Genomic DNA, 21,210 nt, shown 5'->3' on the forward strand with positions numbered 1-21,210 from the left:
CAGCAAATCAGCCCTCATCGCCTGGCGCGCTTCCTTTACGGGAGGCTAACGAGCCAGGAATGAAACGACGCGACGTTTGCCTTTTGACTGGCTAACGCCGCGCCGCCATCAGTGGGACTTAAACCCGGCTGCGGCCATCAAAAAACGAAACACCATACTCACTGCTGCCAGTGCCAGCACACTGCCGCCCCAAATGATCAACAGCCAGAACAAACGGTTTAATCGCGATTGCTTCATCAGTGATACCCCTCGCCATGTTGCACTTTGCCGCGAAACACGTAATAGCTCCAGAAGGTATAGACCAGAATGACAGGGATAATCAGTAGTGCGCCGACCAGCATAAAACCCTGGCTTTGCGGCGGTGCTGCTGCCTGCCAGAAGGTGATATCCGGCGGGATAATATGGGGCCAGATGCTGATGCCAAGACCGCTAAACCCCAAAAAGACAAGTCCGAGCGTCTGCACAAACGGCAGCGCATGATGCAGTGGATTGCGCAAACTTCGCCATAACCACAGGCTTAACCCCAGCACCAGTAGCGGGACCGGCAAGAAAAAGAACAGGTTCGGCAGCGTGAACCAGCGCGCCGCAATCGCGGGGTGCGCCAGCGGCGTCCACAGGCTGATCGCAGCTATAATCGCTAACAGCGCCAGCAACAATTTCTGCGCGGCTGCGCGCATGTTCCCTTGCAGCGGTTCTTCACTTTTCATCACCAGCCAGCTTGCGCCTAATAACGCATAGGCAATGACCAGCCCGACGCCGCAGAACAGGGTAAAAGGCGTTAGCCAGTCCAGGGGGCCGCCGCTGTAACTGCGACCGGTGACAGAAAACCCGTTAAGCACTGCGCCCACCACCACGCCCTGCGCAAAGGTGGCAAGCAGAGAACCGGCGATAAAGGCTTTATCCCAGAACGGGCGGTGCGCGGGGGTGGCTTTAAAGCGGAACTCAAACGCCACACCACGAAAAATCAGCCCAAGTAACATCAACGTCAGCGGGATCGTCAGGGCATCGACTATCACCGCATAGGCCAGCGGAAATGCGCCGAATAACCCTGCGCCGCCCAGCACCAGCCAGGTCTCATTGCCATCCCATACGGGTGCAACGCTATTGATCATCACATCCCGCGACTCGCCATCCTTTACCAGTGGAAAAAGGATGCCAATCCCCAAATCGAAACCGTCCATCACGATATACATCAAGGTGGCGAAAACGATAATGACAAACCAGATTAATGACAGATCGATACCCATTATTTTGTTTCTCCGTTCCACCGCTGCGGGCCGCGGGTGATAAGCCGCACCATATAGCTGTAGCCCACCCCGAAGACCGAACAGTAGACAACAAAGAACGCCAACAGGCTGATACTCATATGCAAATCACCGTGTGCCGAGACGGCATCAGCGGTGCGCAACAAACCGTGTACCACCCAGGGTTGGCGGCCCACTTCGGTTGTCACCCAGCCGGCAAGGATCGCGATCAGCCCGGCAGGCCCCATCCACAGCGCAAAATGCATTAACGGGCGTGACTGGTACAACCGATGCTTCAGGCGCAGCCACAACGCGGCAATGCCCAGGCCGATCATTAATATGCCAAGCGCCACCATAATGCGGAAAGACCAGAACACCAGCGGCGACCAGGGGCGATCTTCTTTCGCAAACGCTTTTAATGCCGGAACCTGTTTATTCAGGCTGTGGGTGAGAATGAGACTGCCCAGCGCCGGGATCGCCACCGCGTAACGGGTGCGTTCCTGCTGCATATCCGGCAGACCAAACAACAGCAGCGGGGTGGCTTCGCCGGGGTGATTTTCCCAGTGGCCTTCAATGGCGGCAATTTTGGCGGGTTGATGCTCCAGCGTGTTCAGCCCGTGCATATCACCGATCATTGCCTGCAGCGGTGCGACAATCAGCGCCATCCACATGGCCATTGAAAACATTTTGCGCATTGCGGAGGTATCATTGCCACGCAACAAATGCCAGGCGGCAGAGGCACCGACAAATAATGCGCTACTGAGAAAGGCAGCAACGGTCATATGCAGCAGACGGTACGGGAACGAAGGGTTAAAGATCACTGCCAGCCAGTCAACGGGCACCACCTGGCCATTTTCAATAACGAACCCTTGCGGGGTATGCATCCAGCTGTTGGACGCGAGGATCCAAAACGTCGACATCAGCGTGCCCAGCGCCACCATGCAGGTGGCAAAATAGTGCAAACCCGGCCCGACTTTGTTCCAGCCGAAGAGCATCACGCCCAGAAACCCCGCCTCGAGGAAAAACGCGGTCAGCACTTCATATGTCAACAACGGCCCGGTAATACTGCCCGCAAACTGCGAAAAACCGCTCCAGTTGGTGCCGAACTGATAAGCCATCACCAGCCCGGATACCACCCCCATACCAAAGTTAACGGCGAAGATTTTCGCCCAGAAGTGGTAGAGCGTGCGCCAGTCCGGGTTACGGGTTTTCAGCCATAGCCCCTCCAGCACCGCCAGAAAGCTGGCAAGCCCGATGGTGATCGCCGGAAAAATAATATGGAACGATACGGTGAAGGCGAACTGGATCCTCGCCAAATGAAACGCGTCTAAACCAAACATGTACTGCCTCACATCAAACGTTGTGGCGATTATGTTAATGAGTAGGCGCGCGCAGGGGCAGAAACAGATATGGGATATTTTTGCATAACAGATGTTTTTAATGGCCTAAAATACCTATGCTGATATAGCATGTGATGAGATTCTTTCTGCGTGAAAACTTATGAAAAAATACCAGCGCCTGGCGCAGCAAATCAGCGAACAAATTGATCTTGGGGTCTGGCGGCCGGGCGAAAAACTGCCGTCGCTGCGTGAGCAGGTCGCCAGCAGCGGGCTGAGTTTTATGACTGTCGGCCATGCTTATCAGTTGCTGGAGAGCCAGGGGCGTGTGATTGCCCGCCCGCAATCCGGTTACTTTGTGGCTCCCGCGCCGGGTGTATCGCCCGCGCCCGTGGCAAAAGTGACCCGTGACGAAGCCGTGGACATCAATACCTATATCTTTTCGGTGTTGCAGGCCAGTTGCGAAGCCTCCGTGCTGCCGTTTGGCTCGGCGTTCCCCGATCCGAAACTGTTCCCGATGCCGCAACTTAACCGCTCGCTGGCAAAAGTCAGCAAAAGCGCCATGGCAATGAGCGTGATTGAAAATCTGCCTCCGGGGAATAGCCAATTGCGCCATGCCATTGCGCGGCGCTATGCCCGTCAGGGTATGAATATCTCGCCGGACGAAATCGTCATCACGGCAGGCGCGCTGGAAGCACTGAACCTCAGTTTACAGGCGGTGACCGAACCGGGTGACTGGGTGATTATCGAAAGCCCCTGTTTTTATGGCGCGTTACAGGCGCTGGAGCGGCTAAAGTTAAAAGCGCTTTCTGTCCCGACGGATGTCAAAGAGGGGATCGATTTGGCGGCGCTGGCGCAGGCGTTGACGGAGTACCCCGTGAAAGCCTGCTGGCTGATGACCAACAGCCAGAATCCGCTGGGTTTTACCCTTAGCGCAGAGAAAAAAGCGCGGCTGGTTGCTCTGCTTACAGCACATAACGTCACGCTGATTGAAGATGACGTGTATAGCGAGCTCTACTACGGCCGCGAGCAGCCCTTGCCGGCCAAAGCCTGGGATACACAGGATATGACGCTGCACTGCTCATCGTTTTCGAAATGCCTGGTGGCCGGTTTTCGTGTTGGCTGGGTCGCGGCGGGTCGTCATGCCCGGCGCATTCAGCAATTGCAACTCATGAGCACGTTATCCACCAGTTCCCCTTTACAACTCGCGCTTGTCGATTACCTCTCAACCCACCATTACGATGCGCACTTGCGGCGGTTACGTCGCCAGTTGGCCGAACGCAAACACCTGGCGTGGCAGGCGTTACTGCGCCACTTGCCGCCAGAAGTCACCATTTACCGTAATGAAAGCGGGTATTTTTTATGGCTGGAGTTACCCACTCACCTTGATGCGGGCCTCCTGAGCCAGCATGCACTGGCACACCAGATCAGTATTGCACCGGGCAAAATGTTTTCGACCAGCGATAACTGGCGCGCCTTTTTCCGCTTTAATTGCGCGTGGGCGTGGGGCGACAAAGAGGAGCGGGCAGTCATTCGGTTAGGGGAATTGATCCGTGAAATGTTAAAATAGCTCACCTCCGCGGTGTATTATTTCCGGCCATAGCCTTTCTTTTTTTTAAATTAGTGATCACGCAAAGTTGTCGCGCGTGATCATTATTTTTCATATTCCCATTATGGGTATTCATAGGAAATGTGAATAGCAACACATCGGCACGCGCATTTGCTAACCCGTTGTCTATACTGTGGATTAGCGCTATCTCGCTTTTTTATAATTAACGTTATGCGGCGTCAGTCACAACCTGGTGAAATTTCTGCCGGGCGTCATTCTGCCCATCAGGCTGCCGTCTATTTTTAGTGAGGGAGATATATTTACGGCAAGGCTGCCGCACATTTTTCATTGCGACAGGAGCAGAATCAATGAGCAAGAAATTTGCCCGCAGCAGTCTGTGCGCGCTGGGTTTGACGGTGATGACCGTCCATGCCGCTGAGCCAACTGACGTCGGAAAAGGCGAAGGACGGCTGGATATCATTGCCTGGCCGGGGTATATCGAACGCGGCCAGACCGATAAACAGTACGACTGGGTCAGCCAGTTTGAAGCAGACACCGGTTGCGCTGTGAATGTTAAAACCGCGGCCACCTCCGACGAAATGGTCAGCCTGATGGCGAAAGGAGGTTACGATCTGGTCACCGCCTCCGGCGATGCGTCACTGCGTTTAATTATGGGTAAACGCGTCCAGCCGATTAATCCTGGCCTGATCCCTAACTGGAGCACCCTCGATCCGAAACTCGTCAAGGGCGAGTGGTTTAACGTTGATGGTAAAGTGTACGGTACGCCCTGGCAGTGGGGGCCCAATTTACTGATGTACAACACCAAAACCTTTCCCACGCCACCGGAGAGCTGGGGAGTGGTTTTTGTGCAACAAAATCTCCCCGATGGTAAAAGCAACAAAGGCCGCGTGCAGGCTTACGACGGGCCAATTTATATAGCGGATGCAGCCCTGTTCCTGAAGGCGACGCAACCGCAACTTGGCATCAATGATCCTTATCAACTCACAGAACCGCAGTACCAGGCGGTGCTGAAAGTGCTCCGCGATCAGCATTTGTTGATCCACCGTTACTGGCATGACACCACCGTACAGATGAGCGATTTCAAAAACGAAGGTGTTGTTGCCTCCAGCGCCTGGCCCTATCAGGCCAATGCCCTGAAAGGCGAAAATCAGCCGATCGCCACCGTGTTTCCGAAAGAGGGCGTGACCGGGTGGGCGGATACCACCATGTTACATGCGCAGGCTAAACACCCCAATTGCGCCTATAAGTGGATGAACTGGTCGCTGACGCCAAAAGTGCAGGGCGATGTATCGGCGTGGTTTGGTTCACTGCCGGTGGTGCCTCAAGGGTGTAAAGCCAGTCCGCTACTCGGTGAGGCCGGCTGTGAAACCAATGGTTATGGCTTCTTCGACAAAATCGCTTTCTGGAAAACGCCAGTCTCTGAGGGAGGCAAATATGTTCCCTATAGCCGCTGGACGCAGGATTACATCGCCATTATGGGCGGCCGTTAATCTGCCAGGAGCGAAACATGACTTATGCCGTCGAGTTTGACGCGGTTTCCCGTCTGTACGGCGATGTCCGGGCGGTAGATGGCGTCAGTATTGCTGTAAATGACGGGGAATTTTTCTCCATGCTGGGGCCATCCGGCTCCGGCAAAACCACCTGCCTGCGGCTGATTGCCGGTTTTGAGCAACTCAGCGGCGGCACGTTACGTATTTTTGGCCGTGAGGCCAGCGAACTCCCACCCTGGCAGCGCGACGTCAACACGGTCTTTCAGGATTACGCCCTGTTCCCACATATGTCTATTCTCGACAACGTTGCTTACGGCTTGATGGTAAAAGGCATGGACAAAAAGCAGCGCCACGCCAGAGCCCACGAGGCGCTGGAAAAAGTCGCACTGAGATTTGTGCACAGCCGTAAGCCATCGCAGCTTTCTGGCGGTCAACGCCAGCGGGTGGCGATTGCCCGCGCGCTGGTTAATGAACCGAGAGTACTTTTGCTTGATGAACCGCTGGGCGCACTCGATTTGAAACTGCGGGAACAGATGCAACTGGAGTTGAAAAAGCTGCAGCAGGAACTGGGCATCACCTTTATTTTTGTGACCCACGATCAGGGCGAAGCGCTGTCAATGTCCGACCGTGTGGCAGTATTCAACAACGGTAAAATAGAACAAATCGATACCCCACGTGAACTTTACCTGCGCCCGCACACGCCGTTTGTTGCCAGTTTTGTTGGCACATCCAATGTATTTGACGGCGAATTAAGCACGACCCTGTGCGGAATGAACGGTCTTTATTCGTTGCGACCGGAGCATATCCGTCTTAATTCTCCCGGCGAAATTGAAGTCAGCGCGGTAGTGCAAGCCGTGCAATACCAGGGGGCATCGACTCGCTTTGAACTGGCCCTGGCCAACGGTGCAAAATTACTGGTCACCCAGGCCAATCTGTCCGATGCAGTATTGCCCGATAATCTGGCACCAGGGCAACACGTGCGGGCGTGCTGGTCGCGGGATGCAATGGTGCCCTTGCAGGGCGAAGGGTAAAACACCGATGAGCATAAGCCGTATGACCCCGCGCCGCGCCGCACTGAGCGGTCTGTTCTGGCGTAAACCGCTGCTGGGCCTGTTATTGCTGTTGCTTGGCCCGTTGATGTGGTTTGGCATTATTTATCTGGGATCGTTACTGACGCTGTTGTGGCAGGGGTTTTATACCTTCGACGACTTTACCATGTCGGTCACAACGGATTTGACCCTGGCCAACCTGCGGGCGCTGTTTAACCCGGCGAATTACGACATCATTATCCGCACGCTGATGATGGCTATTACGGTTACGCTTGCCAGTGCGCTCCTTGCCTTTCCTATGGCGTGGTATATGGCGCGGTACAGTCGGGGAAAATGGAAAGCCTTCTTTTACATTGCGGTCATGCTACCCATGTGGGCGAGCTACATTGTCAAAGCCTACGCCTGGACATTATTGCTGGCGAAAGATGGGGTGGCACAGTGGTTTTTAAATCATCTTGGGCTTGCGCCGGCGCTTAGCGCTCTGCTGACACTGCCTGCTATTGGCGGGAATACACTCTCGACCTCCGGTTTTGGGCGCTTTCTGGTGTTCGTTTATATCTGGCTGCCGTTTATGATCCTGCCCATTCAGGCTGCTCTGGAACGACTGCCTCCATCGCTGCTGCAGGCTTCCGCCGATCTCGGTGCTCAGCCCCGCCAAACCTTCCGTTACGTGGTGCTGCCACTGGCTGTGCCGGGAGTCGCTGCCGGGTCGATATTTACCTTTTCGCTGACGCTGGGAGACTTCATCGTGCCGCAACTGGTGGGGCCGCCAGGCTATTTCATTGGCAATATGGTCTATTCCCAACAGGGTGCCATTGGCAATATGCCGATGGCGGCGGCATTTACATTAGTGCCGATCGTGTTAATTGCGATTTATCTGGCGTTAGTGAAACGTCTGGGAGCATTCGATGCACTCTGAACGCGCACCGCTGTTGCTCAAAGTGGCCGCCTGGGGCGGGGTTATATTTCTGCATTTCCCGCTTTTGATTATCGCCATCTATGCTTTCAATACTGAAGACGCCGCGTTCAGCTTTCCGCCGCAGGGCTTTACGCTGCGCTGGTTCAGCATCGCTGCGGCGCGTGGCGATATTCTTGATGCTGTGACACTGTCACTACAGATTGCCGCCCTGGCGACCATTATCGCCCTGATCCTTGGCACACTTGCTGCAATGGCTTTATGGCGCAGTGATTTTTTCGGCAAAAATGCGATATCGCTGTTACTGCTGTTGCCGATTGCGCTGCCAGGCATTATTACCGGGCTGGCGTTGCTCTCGGCGTTTAATACCGTTGGGCTGGAGCCCGGTTTTTTCACCATCGTCGTTGGGCATGCCACCTTTTGCGTGGTGGTGGTGTTTAACAACGTGATCGCGCGCTTCCGGCGGACGTCCTGGAGTCTGGTAGAAGCGTCGATGGATTTGGGCGCAGACGGCTGGCAAACCTTCCGCTATGTGGTGTTGCCAAATCTGGGATCTGCGCTACTGGCAGGGGGAATGCTGGCCTTTGCCCTGTCGTTTGACGAAATTATCGTCACCACCTTCACGGCGGGGCATGAGCGTACGCTGCCGCTGTGGTTGTTGAACCAGCTGGGACGCCCGAGAGATGTTCCGGTCACTAATGTGGTTGCACTGCTGGTGATGCTGGTCACCACCGTGCCGATTCTGGGTGCATGGTGGCTCACCCGAGAAACCGAAACTGGCCAATAAATGACAACGCTGAAAGGATAGAACTATGCAACATCAACTGTTTATCAATGGAGAACTGGTTAACGGCGAGGGCGAGAAACAAGCCGTTTACAACCCGGCCACCGGTGACGTGTTGCTGGAGATCGCCGAAGCCTCAACCGCACAGGTCGATGCAGCAGTGCAGGCGGCTGACGCGGCATTTGCCCTTTGGGGGCAAACGACGCCAAAAGCGCGGGCGGAGTGCCTGCTGAAACTGGCGCAGGTGATAGAAGACAATGCGCAAACGCTGGCGCATCTTGAGTCGTTGAACTGCGGTAAGCCGTTGCACTGCGTCATTAATGATGAAATCCCGGCGGTAGCGGATGTCTTTCGCTTCTTTGCCGGGGCGGCACGGTGCCTGAACGGGCTGGCAGCGGGGGAATATCTTGAAGGTCATACGTCGATGATCCGCCGCGATCCGGTGGGCGTAGTGGCCTCCATTGCGCCGTGGAACTACCCGCTCATGATGGCCGCCTGGAAACTGGCCCCAGCCCTGGCTGCCGGGAACTGTGTGGTGATTAAACCGTCCGAAATTACGCCGCTTACCGCCCTTAAACTGGCAGAACTGGCAAAGGACATATTCCCGGCAGGCGTGCTGAATGTGCTGTTTGGGCGCGGTAAAACGGTGGGCGATCCGCTGACCGGGCATCAAAAAGTGCGCATGGTGTCCCTCACCGGATCGATAGCGACCGGCGAGCACATCATTGCGCACACTGCTGCGTCCATCAAACGAACCCATATGGAACTGGGCGGCAAAGCGCCGGTCATTGTTTTCGATGATGCCGATCTGGAGGCGGTAGTAGAAGGTGTGCGCACCTTTGGTTTCTACAATGCGGGGCAGGATTGCACAGCCGCGTGCCGCATCTATGCACAAAAAGGAATTTACGCTGCGCTGGTCGAAAAACTGGGTGCCGCCGTTGCCAGTCTGAAAATGGGCGCACCCGACGACACCGAAACGGAGCTGGGGCCGCTGAGTTCCGCAGCGCACCTTGAGCGGGTCAGTAAAGCGGTGGAGGACGCAAAAGCATTGAGCCATATCCGTGTGGTCACGGGGGGCAACAAACGTGACGGCGCAGGGTATTACTACCAACCGACGTTGCTGGCAGGGGCAAAACAAGACGACGCCATTGTACAACGCGAAGTGTTTGGCCCGGTGGTCAGTGTGACCGAATTTGACGATGAAGAGCAGGTGCTGAACTGGGCGAATGACTCACAGTACGGTCTGGCGTCTTCCGTATGGACAAAAGACGTGGGCCGCGCACACCGACTCAGCGCCCGGTTACACTATGGCTGCACCTGGGTAAATACCCATTTCATGCTGGTCAGCGAAATGCCGCATGGCGGGCAAAAGCTGTCCGGGTATGGCAAAGATATGTCTTTATATGGACTGGAAGACTATACGGTTGTTCGTCATGTCATGATTAAGCATTAATTTCGTGCCGCCAGGGATGGCGACATTGCTCCGGAATATGAGCTATTTCTCATAGTTTATTATGTCGCAGTTGTCATTTCTCCTGAACTGGTTTAATAATAAGCGACCATCAGCGGAGTGGTAAAATATAACTCACTAAAAATACCGCATATAGACATTATCATTGCCCTGTCACAATAGTGTCATTGTTGCTATCGATAATGTCTCGCTTTTAAAAATATCAGGCTGGGGAAATAACATTATGAGTAAAATTGTGGTCGTGCTTGGGCCTGGCGGCGCGTCGGATTTTTTGACCGTCGATGACAGCGAAACCTCTGTGACGTGGGCGGTAGGAGGCGGGGCGTTGGGTAACACCTTGCCTATCGAAACCTACTTTTGTGAAGGTGAAGAGTTTTATTTTGCAAGACTTGAAACCAGGCCGCACGGCGAAATGCTCGCAGCATCTGTTAATTAAAATTAAGGGCTCTGTTGAGCCCTTAATTATTTAATAATTCGCAAACTTATCTTTTCAAAAACACTTCATTTTCTCGCGGCGCCCAGTCTTTTTCTGAAAAGTCATAGGTCGGTAGCGGTTCGTCTTTGATCCCTTGTGAGCGTAAAACAGCACGTACTTCTGCGGGCAGGTTCTCATCGCGGAATAATTCAGCGAGCACGAACATCACATCAAGGAAAGAGAGCTGTTTTATTTCAAAGGGTTTCCAGCCGGTACGTTTATGAATCAAATGATAGAGCGCTTCTTCGCCGGCGAGCGGAACAAAGCTGCTGGCATATTTTTCCCGGTGACGGGCCAACAGCGATTCAAGAATAAATATCTGCGCGGTACGCTGGCGAGCCGCGTGCGCCCGGGGACTGTCTGTCGTCACATCGGTGTGCGTTATGTCATTGTTTTCACGCACCCGAACTTCTATGGCTTGCCACAGATCGTCATATTTCTGCATAACCTTACCTTGTTTGTTCTGAAGAATGCCTTGCTGTTAGACAATAACAGAGATGCACGATCGCCGCCAAATTTCCCGGTGCTATTCTTCAATATTTCTTATATTTAAATCGGAACTTAAGTAAAATTTCCCTATAAAAGCAAAGCACTCTGATTATCTTATTTAAGCGAGAGTAAAAATCCGCAAAATAACGTGCGCGCTATCAAAGCTTATTGAGCAGATGAATAATAATGTGAGCGTTCATACCTTTGATGGATACTTATCATGAAAATGAATTCGTTGTTCTGCGGAATGATAGCTGCGATCAGTTTACTGCTGGCGGCAGAGGGGATGGCCAAAACAGCACCATTAACCGATGCGCAGATTAAAAAGGCCATTATTGCCGAGTCGATTTCTCAGTATCCAGGCACCTGCGCCTGCCCCTATAACCAGGCGCGTAATGGTAGCCATTGCGGTAAACGCAGCGCCTGGAGCAGAGCAGGAGGATATGCGCCGGTTTGTTATGACAACGAGGTCACCAAAGAGATGATGGATGCCTGGCGTGAACGCCAACGTTAACCGATGGGTGATAGAAGCCGGGCGGGTTGTTTTGCCCGGCATGCACTGTTGCGCATCAGTGAGTTAAATCAATAATTCCCAGAAACCCATAAGTTGCTTAAGTAATTAAACTTGATATACATCAACAAAAAGAGCATATTGCGCACGTTTTGTTACTTTTGGGTTCATATTTGCAATGACGCTTTATCAAAAAATGTTGGTATTTTATGGGGTCATGGCCTTGCTCTGCGCTTTGATCACCTGGTTTTTGTCTCACGATCGCAAGCGCATCCGTTTACTCTGCGCGTTTTTAATCGGTTCCACCTGGCCGATGAGCTTCCCGGTGGCGCTGCTGTTTTCCTTGTTCTGAAGCAAAGCGTGACGACGGAAACATAAAAACCACGAAAAAAGTGCAACATATTTAACGGATGTTTTACCTAAGGAAAGGAGACAGACGTTGGACCTCTATATCAAGTTACTGATCTTTTACGCGGTTATGTCCGTCATATCGGGTTTCATTACCTATTTCCTCACACAAGATACCCGCACATTCCGCATCCTCAGCGCCTTTCTGGTTGGCGCGACCTGGCCTGTCAGCTTCCCCGTTGCTTTACTTATTTCTTTGATCTAGCGCTACCCCTTGAGATACTGTATATAATTACAGTATTACGACATGGGAGAGTCACATGAACAGTTTTTATTCGCACCACGCGCAAGGGCAGGTTCGCTGGCAGGATTTACCAGGCAAAGGCGACCCTGTCGTGTTTATTCATGGTCTGGGTTGCGCCTCCTCTTATGAATATCCGCGCGTGGTGGCCGATCCGGCATTTGGCGGTCGACGCGCCATTTTGATTGACTTGCCAGGCTGTGGTTACAGCGAACGGCCCGCCAGTTTTTCTTACCGCACCAGCGATCAGGCCAGCGTGGTCGTTGAGCTGCTGGATCATCTCCAACTTACTGCGTTATGGCTGTATGGCCACAGCATGGGCGGCAGCATTGCTATCGAAGTGGCGGCGATGATCCCGGAGCGTGTTCGCGCGCTGGCAGTGTCAGAGCCGAATTTTTATCGCGGCGGCGGCGCATTCAGCCGCGAGATAGCGGCCCAGGCTGAAGCAGACTTTGTGACCTGCGGCTATGCGGTGATGCTGGCGAAAGAGAAAACGCCGTGGGCAGGTTCGCTACAAAGTGATGCACCATGGGCGGTGTGGCGCGGGGCAAAAAGTCTGGTGGATGGCATTGAACCGTCCTGGATGGCGCTGTTCACGCAGTTTCCACACCCCAGGACGTTAATCTTCGGTGCCTTATCGCTGCCGGATCAAGGCGCGCAGGACGTCTATGATCAGGGCATTGATGTGCGGATAACCCCCCAGGCCGGGCATTCCATGTCATGGGAACAACCCGCCGCATTAGCGCAGGCGCTGGCAGCATTTATTAGCGAACTGGAATGAAAATCCCGGCGCACTGGCGTGGCCGGGACTGTGGCGGCTCAGGGTAGCAGCGTTTTGAGTTTCTTTCGCGCCGCGGCAGGTACATCCAGCGGGTGAACATAACCGATGTTTTCTGTCGCACGGTGGTAAAGCGCTACGAGCCAGTCATAGACATAACGCGTGGCTGCATGCACCGGTTGTTCGCTTAATTTCGTTAACCGTGCGTCGTTAACCCCTGTTGCGCCAGTAGCAAAAATGGTGCTGCCTTTCTGCACACGGCTCGCCGGGCGCTGATCTTCAGGAATATCGGCATAACCCAGCCAGGCGACAAAGTTACCGATAGCCGCATATAGCTGCGCGGCACAGGCGGTATCGCGCTGCATTACTTTTTGCAGTTGTTCCGGCAGGTTAAGGCGGTAACTGCTGATAATGACGATTTCAGCCATCTGGCGTAAGGTGCCAGGAGAAACGCCCAGGCGAGCGGCGTTTTCATCATTGCGGCTCCACTGGCGAACATGGTTAACCCACAGCGCATGCGCCTGTTGCCCTACATCTTTGGCGACAGGCTGCTGTTCGCTACTTTCACTGCTGTCGGCAAACAAATCTATGGCTTCATTAAACAGGCCGCTGACTTTCTCCTCGCGCGGTTGCTGAACTTTCCACAGCGTATCGAACTGCTGCATATCCGGTTGCAGTCCTTCCAGCAATTCACCGTGGCGTGAAGCCTGGCCTTGTAGTTCGCGCACCACGGCTTCTGCCCGGGCGCGCTGAACAGTATTTTCTCTGACCGGTGCGGCAGCCCAGCTTTGCAACAGATCGCGCAACGTTTGCTGATGGCGTTCATGTAAGGCTTTTAACCGACTTTGTCGTAAACCCGGAGCCGTTGCCTGACCCAGCCACTCAAGCAAACGTTGCAGACTGCTCGCATCCAGCGCCTGTAAGGTGCCCCAGTGCTGCCCGGGTTTACCAACAAGTTGCTGAACGGCTTCATCAAGATTTTGCGCCTGGGTAAATCGCGCATCCTGCGGGGTAATGGCCCATACCAGCCCCGGTAATGCCGCTTCCTGTCCGGATTGTGTTTCGTTGACCCAGTTAAGCAATGCCCGCGCAGTAGTGGCAGTGGCGGAGCGTTCTGCGGTGGCGTTACAAATCATCAGCACATCCGGCTGTAAACGCTGGCGATAGCACTCCAGCAACCAGCGGCATTTACTGCGCCATAAGGGTTGCCCCGCTTCAGGACCTGGTGCAGGAATATCGAGAATGTCGACGCCAGCCAGCACGCTGTTTTCCACCGGCAGCACCAGTTCACGGGTAATCAGCGATAAAGTCGCGAGCGGCACACTGACCGCATTCTGCAGCTGATCGTTAAGCCAGGGATGCACCACCACTTCATCCTGAATCTCTTCGCTCCCCGGCCCGGCAGGGGTTAAGAACCCGTCCGTCGGCAGTGCAAAGTTATCCACCAGGACGCTCAGCGGCGCAGCCAGTTCGCTGGCATTGCCAGTCTGATGCAGGGTATGCGCCAGCCCCAGCCACTGCTGGGTCAGCTCCTGCTGTTCGCCCCATAGCAGCGACCAGGCGCTGGCACGGGCGCTGAGATCCAGCGATGGCAGCAGCGTGGCGAACTGATGCCATAACGCATCATCCATCTGCTGCGCCGACGAAGGCACCACCGAACGCCAGAAACGGGCTATTGCGCCGATCTCCTGTGAGGAAATGCCGGGCACGGCGTTGGGTTGACGCAGGCCGCGCCATTTGGCGACACGGCTGTCGATGACGGACTTGTCCACCGCGCGCAGTTCCGGCTGTTGTTGCGCATGGGCAATAAAGATCTGCACCAGTTCGGCTTCGCTGATAATGCGCAAGCGCAGCGGGAAACTCTCGTCCATTGCCGACACCGAATGGCTAAAGCGCAGCGCCATGCTGGTCAGTCCATGGCCCGGATTGACATGTGTAAAGTACTCCAGCGTCTTATCGCCGGGTCGCACATGCAAACGCCCGTTACCACTCCCACACAAGGCATTAAGCAGATGGGCTTTCGCGGCCTGAGAGTGACCGTACAGGCCAACAGTGCAGGGCGCGTCAGCCGCGTCGTTGAGCGCCGTTTCTTCCGCTGCAGCCGTGGTCAGGCGCGCCAGTAACGCATCGGCATCGTCGTCCAGCAGGGGCGATTGCAGGCGGTTTTCAGAGATCCACGCCATCAACGGCTGGGTGTTTTTTACGCTCGCACTCATTTCAGGTACACACTCCCGCTGTCGATCCAGTAATGGCTTCCGCTATGGCGGCGGTCGGCCAGCGTATTTAATTTAAAGGTTAACGCATCGGCGGCCACGGGTGTGCCATCCTGCAACCAGGCTTCACTGAGAGTAAAGGACTCCGGCCCGTGGTGTTTGTTACCGCCACTGAATTGCAGACGTACATTCAGGACACCATCGCCAGCAATCGCTTTGGCCAACTCTTGTGAGTTGATACTCAGCGTATAGAGTGGCGTGGCAGGCCAGCGGGCATTAGCCAGTTGGCGGAATCCCAGCGTCACATTGCCGCGCAGCGGGAAGTGCAGGCGCGCATCCAGTTTCGCGCCCGGTTTATCGAGGTCGATATCGTGATACCAGATATTTTCATCGCGCAGCGTATTAACCACGTTATCCAGCACCCCGAGATAGCGCACGGTGGAGTAAGCGCCAATATCCGCCGCCTTAAAGTTAAAGCGCGGCAGGCGCAGATCCAGCGCCAGGCTGCACAACATTGCCCCCACTGCGGCCGTCGATTTCGGGTTACCGATCTTGCCCTGCTGACTGAAGGGATACCACTCATGCACGCGGTATTTGTCCAGCCACACCATGCGGTTAACAGGCACGGGTTGCAGGTGGCGAATCAGTGCCTGCACGCCTGGCAGGCAGCCAGGCCGACCGGTGATCAGCAGCACATCGCAGCAATAATGGCTGATGGCTTCACACACGGCATGCAGCGGCGCGGTGAGCGTGAACTGCCCGGCCAGCATCGCCGCCTGGAGTTCAGAGAAATTGACCTGCAACGGCACTGCCAGCACATCGAACTCCGCCGAACCTGCCGGAAGCGCATGGTCGATCGCTTGCTTAAGGTAGTTCATCACATTGCGGGTCGGTTGCTGTTTCAGCAAATCGCCAAAGGTGGCATGCAAACCAGCCAGCGGATCGTTGATGTCGCTCTCTTCCCAGGCCGCCAGAATGGCATGCCCCACCGGCATAAACAGCTGCAGCGTGGTTTGTTGACGTAACACCGCCTGAGTATCAATACGCCCGGAATCCCCAAACAGCGACGCCATAATCGACGCCGCATCCGTGATGCCGGATTTCTGCATATGGGTCTGCAAGGCAGGTAACACGCAGCGCTGAATGACATCCAGCAGAATATCATCACCCGCGACTTTGAACCCTTCCCGGAACAGCAACTTAGGGGTGATCTTCACATTACTGCCGGTGCCGTCATCAAGCTGATAGTGCGTAATGGCCATATCGGTGGTGCCGCCGCCAATATCGACGGAGGCCACACGCAGCGAACGCCCTGGCACGACACCCGGAGCTTCGGTGCGGTCCGGGCGGGCGGTAGCGGCGAAGAAGGTTTCGGTTTGCCCGGCAAAACGGGAGATCGCTTCGTTATATAGCCACACCAGCTGGCCGCAGCTGGCTTCGTCCCACTCCATATGGATCTGTGGAACCGGCACTACACTTTTTTCCTGCTGTTTGCGGTTGGCAAAATCTTCATCCTGCGGATGCCAGCCCATCGCTTTCCATACCAGCGCGATGGCCTCGAACATACGACGACGGAAGATTTCGCGCTCCTGTTTCGGCATTGCCGAGGGCAGGGTCAGGATGATGGTGCGCAATTGGCGAGGCGAAGCCGGAAAGCCCAGACGCAGACGTGTGGCTACGCTGTTGATCTGCCCCAGCGCCTGTGCCAGCAATTCACACAGCATATGAGTCATCAGCGTACTGCGGCTGTACTGCGGTGAAAATACCGGCAGACGCTCATCCAGAGGCAGACTGTAAAGCGGCTGGCCTTCGTCATTCATCAGATTCATCAACGGGAAAGCTGTCGCCAGCGGTTCGCGCTGGGTTTTGCTGTTCATCTGGCTGAAGCGCCAGTCTTGCAATACCGGGGTTTCGTCCCACAAATAGCGACGCGGGCTGGAGATCCCGCTGTTACCTTCGGTGCCCAACCGCTGCATTGCCAGTTTGCGGGCTTCATCGCCAACGCGCACGATCGAAGGCCAGACAAAGGCGTCTTCACGGCCACTCTCAACGGAAAAATGCTGCTTACCAAAACGCGCTTCCGAGAACTCAAGACGGCTGGTGAAAAGCGGTTCATTAAGGAACTGCGGTTCGCTCAGAGAACGTACCTGTAACTCTGCCGTCTGACGCAGACCGTCATTAGCATCGCCGTGATCTTCAATGATCACGCCACACGTATGGGTATTACCAACATCAAGGATTAAGTCGACCGGGATCGCTGGCGTACTGAGCGTATGGGTGACGATTTTGACTTCCGGCACCTGCAACTGGGTACCGAGCAGGGTCATCAGGTTCAGCCAGTGCGCCTGGTATTCAAAGCTGCGTAACGCCTGATTGATATCGCGTTCGCTGCGGGTTTCATGCTGCGTTACATGTTGCAAAAAGGCTTCGCGCAACCAGCCGTCCACCCATGTCTGGTCAAGGAAATCTGCCACTTCATCATCGCGCCAGGCGAGCGAGAAACGGGTGCCATTAAGGATGTCGTTCTCCAGCGGGGCGAGTGCGCCCGGGGAGAGATCGTTGATCTGGCTGTCCAGCGCCAGCGCCACGCGGTGCGTGTTACCGGCACTGTCTGGCTCGCTCAGCTTGCGGATCTGCACACGTGCCCAGTTATCAGGGCCTTCAACAAAGGTGCGCGGCGGGTTAAAGCGCAAGAACGGGATCGGCAACCAGACGCCATCGAGCAGGGTCAGCGAATATTGCATGGCGTGCGTGCTTTCTGGCTTCACCACTTCTGGCTGGCTGCCGTCACGCGTGGGCAGGGTAAAACGCCCGTTGACCAGGTCAAAGTCGAGGCGCAGCAGGGGGCCGTTCGCAGTTTTACGCACAAAACGGCCGCTGTTTGCCGTATCCTGCGGCGTCAGGCCAAAATCAAGAAATTGCACGCCGCTGTTGGCAATCAGCGTCACGCTCTGTTTGTAGTCGCAAAGATTAACCAGCATAAACTCAGTCACCTGTTTTTCTGAACGTCACCGGAACGGTGGTTTTGGCGTCAAAACGTGCGTTACATTCCGCGACGTCGTTGCTGCTTGCTTTACAGGAAATTTCCGGCATCGGGTAACGGGAACCATCGCTGCAACGCGCGTTGCTGCGGCTCTTGATCATCAGCTCGCCGGTCTGATGCAAACCGGAATAAAGCTCTGCACGGCAGGTCACGTTTTTACCGTGAACAATACGTGCGGTGCCTTTGTTGTTCTGGATTTGAAAACGGACGGTTGGCGCTTTTCCGGTTTCTGGATCTTTCACATCCATCGCCACGCGCCAGTTGCCGTTGAGGAATTTAGTAGAGCCAATTTTCACTTCCAGCGCATCCATCACCAGCGCATCTTTCGGGATAGCGGCGATCACTACCGGCGCTTTTTCTTCTGGGGCTTCCGGCGCGTTAAGCTCTGCGGCAACCTCCGCCTGATGCAGAGGCAATTGTGCCGCCAGTACTGGCGCAGCCTGCATCGGTTTCGGCGCAATTTCTACAGGTGCAGGGGGCTGGACTGCCGTCACAGGGGCAGGGGTGTCACGTTGTTGGTTAAGCAGTAACGGCGCAGCCACCGCGACAGCCACGGCAGCAGCCACAGGCAACGCCCACAGACCATAGCGGCTGCGTTTTTTCGGTGCCACTGGCGCTGGCGCGGCAGGCGCAGGTTCAGGCGTTACAACAGGCTCAGCGGCCTGAACCGGCGGCACAACGGCAGGCTGCGGCGGCAGATTCACTGCGGGCGGTGGCGTCAGTAACGGTTCATCTGCATGACTGAAAGTGACCGTCGCAGCGGGTTCGACTTCCGGCTCCGGTTCAGGTTCTGGCAGCATCTCAATGATCGGCTCTGCGACTTCCGGCTCTTTTAAGCACTCCAGCACATTGTCACGGGCGTTTTCGTTCAGATTGACGAATCCCCAGAAGGTGATGACCGGTTTGCCATCAACCAGAAAGACGTGGTTTTCACCGGGGAACTGCAGCGCTTTTTCCAGCAACGAGCCAAACAGTTGTTGCGCGGTCTTTGGCGACTGCATGCATTTGCGGCTGAGGGCCGCAGCGCTGTCGAGGGTGTTTTCGAGGTAGCGAAATGCCTTAAAACGGGCCTCTTCGTCGGCGGCTTTCCAGGAAACCGCCCGCCCATCTACCGGCGAGTACCAGTCAACGCGATCGCCTTCATCATTAACCTGGGGAATTGCCAGGCAGTCTACCAGCGCTTGCTGCTTACGCAGACGCAGTGCTTCACGAATTTGCAAGGCCGAATCAAATACGGCCTGACCGCCGCCGCCAACGGCCTGGAAATCGTCCAGATCGCCGCTGCGCAAGAGAGTTTTTGCCACGTTTTCATCCCATAGACTTCTTCACGCGTCTACTGTACGCAATGTCGCAGCAAGTAAACGGCAGAAGAAAGCTCAAAACCATTGAATTCTCGACGCATTGATCGCATCGAATCGACTTGACGGCGCGAAAAACACTTAAGATAAATTTTAATTTTAATGATGGTGGATATTTCAGCAAAATCAACTGCTTTAGCATAACCTGAGCGCGATTCGTTATTTGCCTGTTTGCCCGGGCTGTGCTGAGATTAACGCTCCATATAAAAAAGAAGGTTCCTGATAATGTCTACAGGGAAAACACTGCTCGCCCTCGCGCTGAGCGCTTTGTTACCGGCAAGCGCCGCATGGGCGGCCTCTAACGACACCATCGTCTACTGTTCCGAAGCTTCTCCGGAGTCGTTCAATCCGCAGATAGCCAGCTCTGGCCCGACGTTTGTCGCCAGCTCCCAGGTTCTCTATAACCGCCTGATTAACTTCGACCCGGTGAAAAACACACCCATTCCGTCGCTCGCTACCGCGTGGAGTGTATCTGAGGATGGCAAAACCTGGACCTTTACCCTGCGCCAGGGCGTGAAGTTTAACAGCAACAAATATTTTAAACCGACGCGCGATTTTAATGCCGATGACGTGATCTTTTCTGTGATGCGGCAAAAAGATGCCAAACATCCTTATCATAATGTTTCACAAGGTAATTACGAGTACTTCACCGATGTCGGCCTTGATAAGCTGATCAAAGAAGTGAAAAAAATTGACGATTACCACGTTCAGTTTGTCCTGAATGAACCGAATGCCGCCTTCCTGGCTGATTGGGGAATGGATTTTGCTTCCATCCTTTCTGCGGAATATGCCGATGCAATGCTGAAAAAGGGGACGCCGGAAAATGTCGATACCTGGCCTGTCGGTACCGGGCCGTATGCTTTACAGCAATATAAAACCGATGCGCAAATCCGCTATATTGCTAACCCGAACTATTGGGACGGCGCAGTGCCAACGAAACATTTGATCTTTGCCATTACGCCAGATGTGCAGACCCGCCTGGCGAAACTGCAAACTAACGAGTGCCAAATCATTCCGGCTCCGGCCCCGGTGCAGTTTGCGCAGATCAAAAACAATAAAGATCTGGCGCTGCACTCTGTAGAGGCGTTGAACGTGGGTTATCTGGCATTTAATACGGAGAAAAAACCGTTCAATAATGTTCTCGTGCGTCAGGCGCTGAATTATGCGACCGATAAACAAGCCATAATCAATGCGGTTTTCCAGGGCTCTGGCAGCGTGGCCAGGTCACCGTTGCCGCCGAACATGCTCGGTTTTAATAAGGAATTAAAAGATTACAGCTACGATCCGGAAAAAGCCAAAGCGCTGTTGAAACAGGCCGGGCTTGAGCAAGGCTTTGAAGCAACGCTCTGGTCGATGCCGGTACAGCGCCCCTATAACCCGAACTCGCGCCGCATCGCCGAGATGATCCAGGCTGACTGGGCAAAAGTTGGGGTTAAGGCGAAGATCGTCTCTTACGAGTGGGGTGAATACCTTGCGGGAATGCGCAAGGGCGAGCATGACACGGCACTGTTTGGCTGGATGTCGGATAATGGCGATCCGGATAACTTCGCCGATGTGTTACTAGGCTGCAACAGCATTAAGACCGGTTCTAATGCGGCCCGCTGGTGTGACAAAGGCTATGACAATCTGGTGCAACAAGCAAAACGGAGCGCTGATCCGGCAACACGCGCGAAACTGTACGGTCAGGCACAGGAGATTTACTATCAGCAGGCACCGTGGATTGCGCTGGCGAACGGTAAAACGTTCTATGCCACCCGCAGCAATGTTAGCGGCTATAGCGTGAGCCTGATGGGTAGCGATTTTTCCAAAGCGAAACTGAATTAAAGGAGAAGG

General features: G+C 54.7%; 19 protein-coding genes. 12 read left to right on the forward strand and 7 right to left on the reverse strand.

What is annotated here, in order from left to right; all coding sequences use genetic code 11:
• Positions 1-108: 108 nt before the first annotated feature.
• From ACUY4S_RS11950 to ACUY4S_RS11960, 3 genes are read right to left on the reverse strand one after another with little or no spacing between them, the layout of a single operon-like run.
• Positions 109-237, reverse strand: a complete 129-nt coding sequence (locus tag ACUY4S_RS11950; protein WP_312686506.1) for a DUF2474 domain-containing protein — start codon at positions 235-237, stop codon at positions 109-111.
• Positions 237-1,247 carry a cytochrome d ubiquinol oxidase subunit II gene (gene cydB, locus ACUY4S_RS11955; protein WP_312686504.1) on the reverse strand — a complete coding sequence of 337 codons (1,011 nt, stop codon included), beginning with the start codon at positions 1,245-1,247 and terminating at the stop codon, positions 237-239. The genes ACUY4S_RS11950 and cydB overlap by 1 nt, the downstream gene beginning before the upstream one ends.
• Positions 1,247-2,584 (reverse strand): cytochrome ubiquinol oxidase subunit I, encoded by a 1,338-nt coding sequence (locus tag ACUY4S_RS11960; RefSeq protein ID WP_458022754.1) that lies wholly within the window; start codon positions 2,582-2,584, stop codon positions 1,247-1,249. The genes cydB and ACUY4S_RS11960 overlap by 1 nt, the downstream gene beginning before the upstream one ends.
• 160 nt (positions 2,585-2,744) lie before the next feature.
• Between ACUY4S_RS11960 and ACUY4S_RS11965 the strand changes: the two genes are divergently transcribed.
• The 7 genes from ACUY4S_RS11965 to ACUY4S_RS11995 all read left to right on the forward strand — a co-directional run bounded on the left by ACUY4S_RS11965 (position 2,745) and on the right by ACUY4S_RS11995 (position 10,297).
• On the forward strand, positions 2,745-4,151 hold the full coding sequence (locus ACUY4S_RS11965; protein WP_458022752.1) for an aminotransferase-like domain-containing protein: 1,407 nt from the start codon (positions 2,745-2,747) through the stop codon (positions 4,149-4,151).
• Between the two features lie 347 nt (positions 4,152-4,498).
• On the forward strand, positions 4,499-5,641 hold the full coding sequence (ydcS, locus tag ACUY4S_RS11970; protein WP_458022751.1) for a putative ABC transporter substrate-binding protein YdcS: 1,143 nt from the start codon (positions 4,499-4,501) through the stop codon (positions 5,639-5,641).
• 17 nt (positions 5,642-5,658) lie between these two features.
• Complete coding sequence (locus ACUY4S_RS11975; RefSeq protein ID WP_458022750.1) at positions 5,659-6,672, forward strand: ABC transporter ATP-binding protein; 1,014 nt, start codon at positions 5,659-5,661, stop codon at positions 6,670-6,672.
• 7 nt (positions 6,673-6,679) lie between these two features.
• The gene (locus tag ACUY4S_RS11980) at positions 6,680-7,609 is read left to right on the forward strand and encodes an ABC transporter permease (RefSeq protein ID WP_312686496.1); all 930 of its coding nucleotides are present in this window, start codon (positions 6,680-6,682) and stop codon (positions 7,607-7,609) included.
• Positions 7,599-8,393 (forward strand): ABC transporter permease, encoded by a 795-nt coding sequence (locus ACUY4S_RS11985; protein WP_312686494.1) that lies wholly within the window; start codon positions 7,599-7,601, stop codon positions 8,391-8,393. Before ACUY4S_RS11980 ends, ACUY4S_RS11985 begins: the two co-directional genes overlap by 11 nt.
• A gap of 25 nt (positions 8,394-8,418) precedes the next feature.
• Positions 8,419-9,843, forward strand: coding sequence for an aminobutyraldehyde dehydrogenase (gene patD / locus ACUY4S_RS11990; protein WP_458022748.1), 1,425 nt, complete (start codon positions 8,419-8,421; stop codon positions 9,841-9,843).
• Positions 9,844-10,084: 241 nt separating this feature from the next.
• The gene (locus ACUY4S_RS11995; protein WP_458022747.1) at positions 10,085-10,297 is read left to right on the forward strand and encodes a hypothetical protein; all 213 of its coding nucleotides are present in this window, start codon (positions 10,085-10,087) and stop codon (positions 10,295-10,297) included.
• A 46-nt stretch (positions 10,298-10,343) separates the two neighbouring features.
• Here ACUY4S_RS11995 and ACUY4S_RS12000 read toward each other — a convergent pair whose 3' ends face one another.
• Positions 10,344-10,781 carry an ECs1072 family phage-associated protein gene (locus ACUY4S_RS12000; protein ID WP_312686488.1) on the reverse strand — a complete coding sequence of 146 codons (438 nt, stop codon included), beginning with the start codon at positions 10,779-10,781 and terminating at the stop codon, positions 10,344-10,346.
• Positions 10,782-11,045: 264 nt separating this feature from the next.
• Between ACUY4S_RS12000 and ACUY4S_RS12005 the strand changes: the two genes are divergently transcribed.
• The 4 genes from ACUY4S_RS12005 to ACUY4S_RS12020 all read left to right on the forward strand — a co-directional run bounded on the left by ACUY4S_RS12005 (position 11,046) and on the right by ACUY4S_RS12020 (position 12,766).
• Entirely contained in the window at positions 11,046-11,339 is a 294-nt protein-coding gene (locus ACUY4S_RS12005) for a hypothetical protein (RefSeq protein ID WP_409429788.1), read from the forward strand.
• Between the two features lie 175 nt (positions 11,340-11,514).
• Positions 11,515-11,688, forward strand: a complete 174-nt coding sequence (locus tag ACUY4S_RS12010; protein ID WP_312686486.1) for a GhoT/OrtT family toxin — start codon at positions 11,515-11,517, stop codon at positions 11,686-11,688.
• Between the two features lie 87 nt (positions 11,689-11,775).
• Complete coding sequence (locus ACUY4S_RS12015) at positions 11,776-11,949, forward strand: GhoT/OrtT family toxin (protein WP_312686484.1); 174 nt, start codon at positions 11,776-11,778, stop codon at positions 11,947-11,949.
• Positions 11,950-12,004: 55 nt separating this feature from the next.
• Positions 12,005-12,766 (forward strand): alpha/beta fold hydrolase, encoded by a 762-nt coding sequence (locus ACUY4S_RS12020; RefSeq protein WP_458022746.1) that lies wholly within the window; start codon positions 12,005-12,007, stop codon positions 12,764-12,766.
• Positions 12,767-12,804: 38 nt separating this feature from the next.
• Here ACUY4S_RS12020 and ACUY4S_RS12025 read toward each other — a convergent pair whose 3' ends face one another.
• From ACUY4S_RS12025 to ACUY4S_RS12035, 3 genes are read right to left on the reverse strand one after another with little or no spacing between them, the layout of a single operon-like run.
• Positions 12,805-14,979: a virulence factor SrfC family protein gene (locus ACUY4S_RS12025; RefSeq protein ID WP_312686481.1), complete on the reverse strand. Its 2,175-nt coding sequence runs from the start codon at positions 14,977-14,979 to the stop codon at positions 12,805-12,807.
• Positions 14,976-17,957, reverse strand: a complete 2,982-nt coding sequence (locus ACUY4S_RS12030; protein ID WP_458022745.1) for a virulence factor SrfB — start codon at positions 17,955-17,957, stop codon at positions 14,976-14,978. The genes ACUY4S_RS12025 and ACUY4S_RS12030 overlap by 4 nt, the downstream gene beginning before the upstream one ends.
• A gap of 4 nt (positions 17,958-17,961) precedes the next feature.
• Entirely contained in the window at positions 17,962-19,323 is a 1,362-nt protein-coding gene (locus tag ACUY4S_RS12035) for an SrfA family protein (protein WP_458022744.1), read from the reverse strand.
• Between the two features lie 279 nt (positions 19,324-19,602).
• Between ACUY4S_RS12035 and ACUY4S_RS12040 the strand changes: the two genes are divergently transcribed.
• Positions 19,603-21,201 carry an ABC transporter substrate-binding protein gene (locus ACUY4S_RS12040; protein ID WP_458022743.1) on the forward strand — a complete coding sequence of 533 codons (1,599 nt, stop codon included), beginning with the start codon at positions 19,603-19,605 and terminating at the stop codon, positions 21,199-21,201.
• Positions 21,202-21,210: the final 9 nt, after the last annotated feature.

The organism is Kosakonia beeri (genome assembly GCF_054165705.1).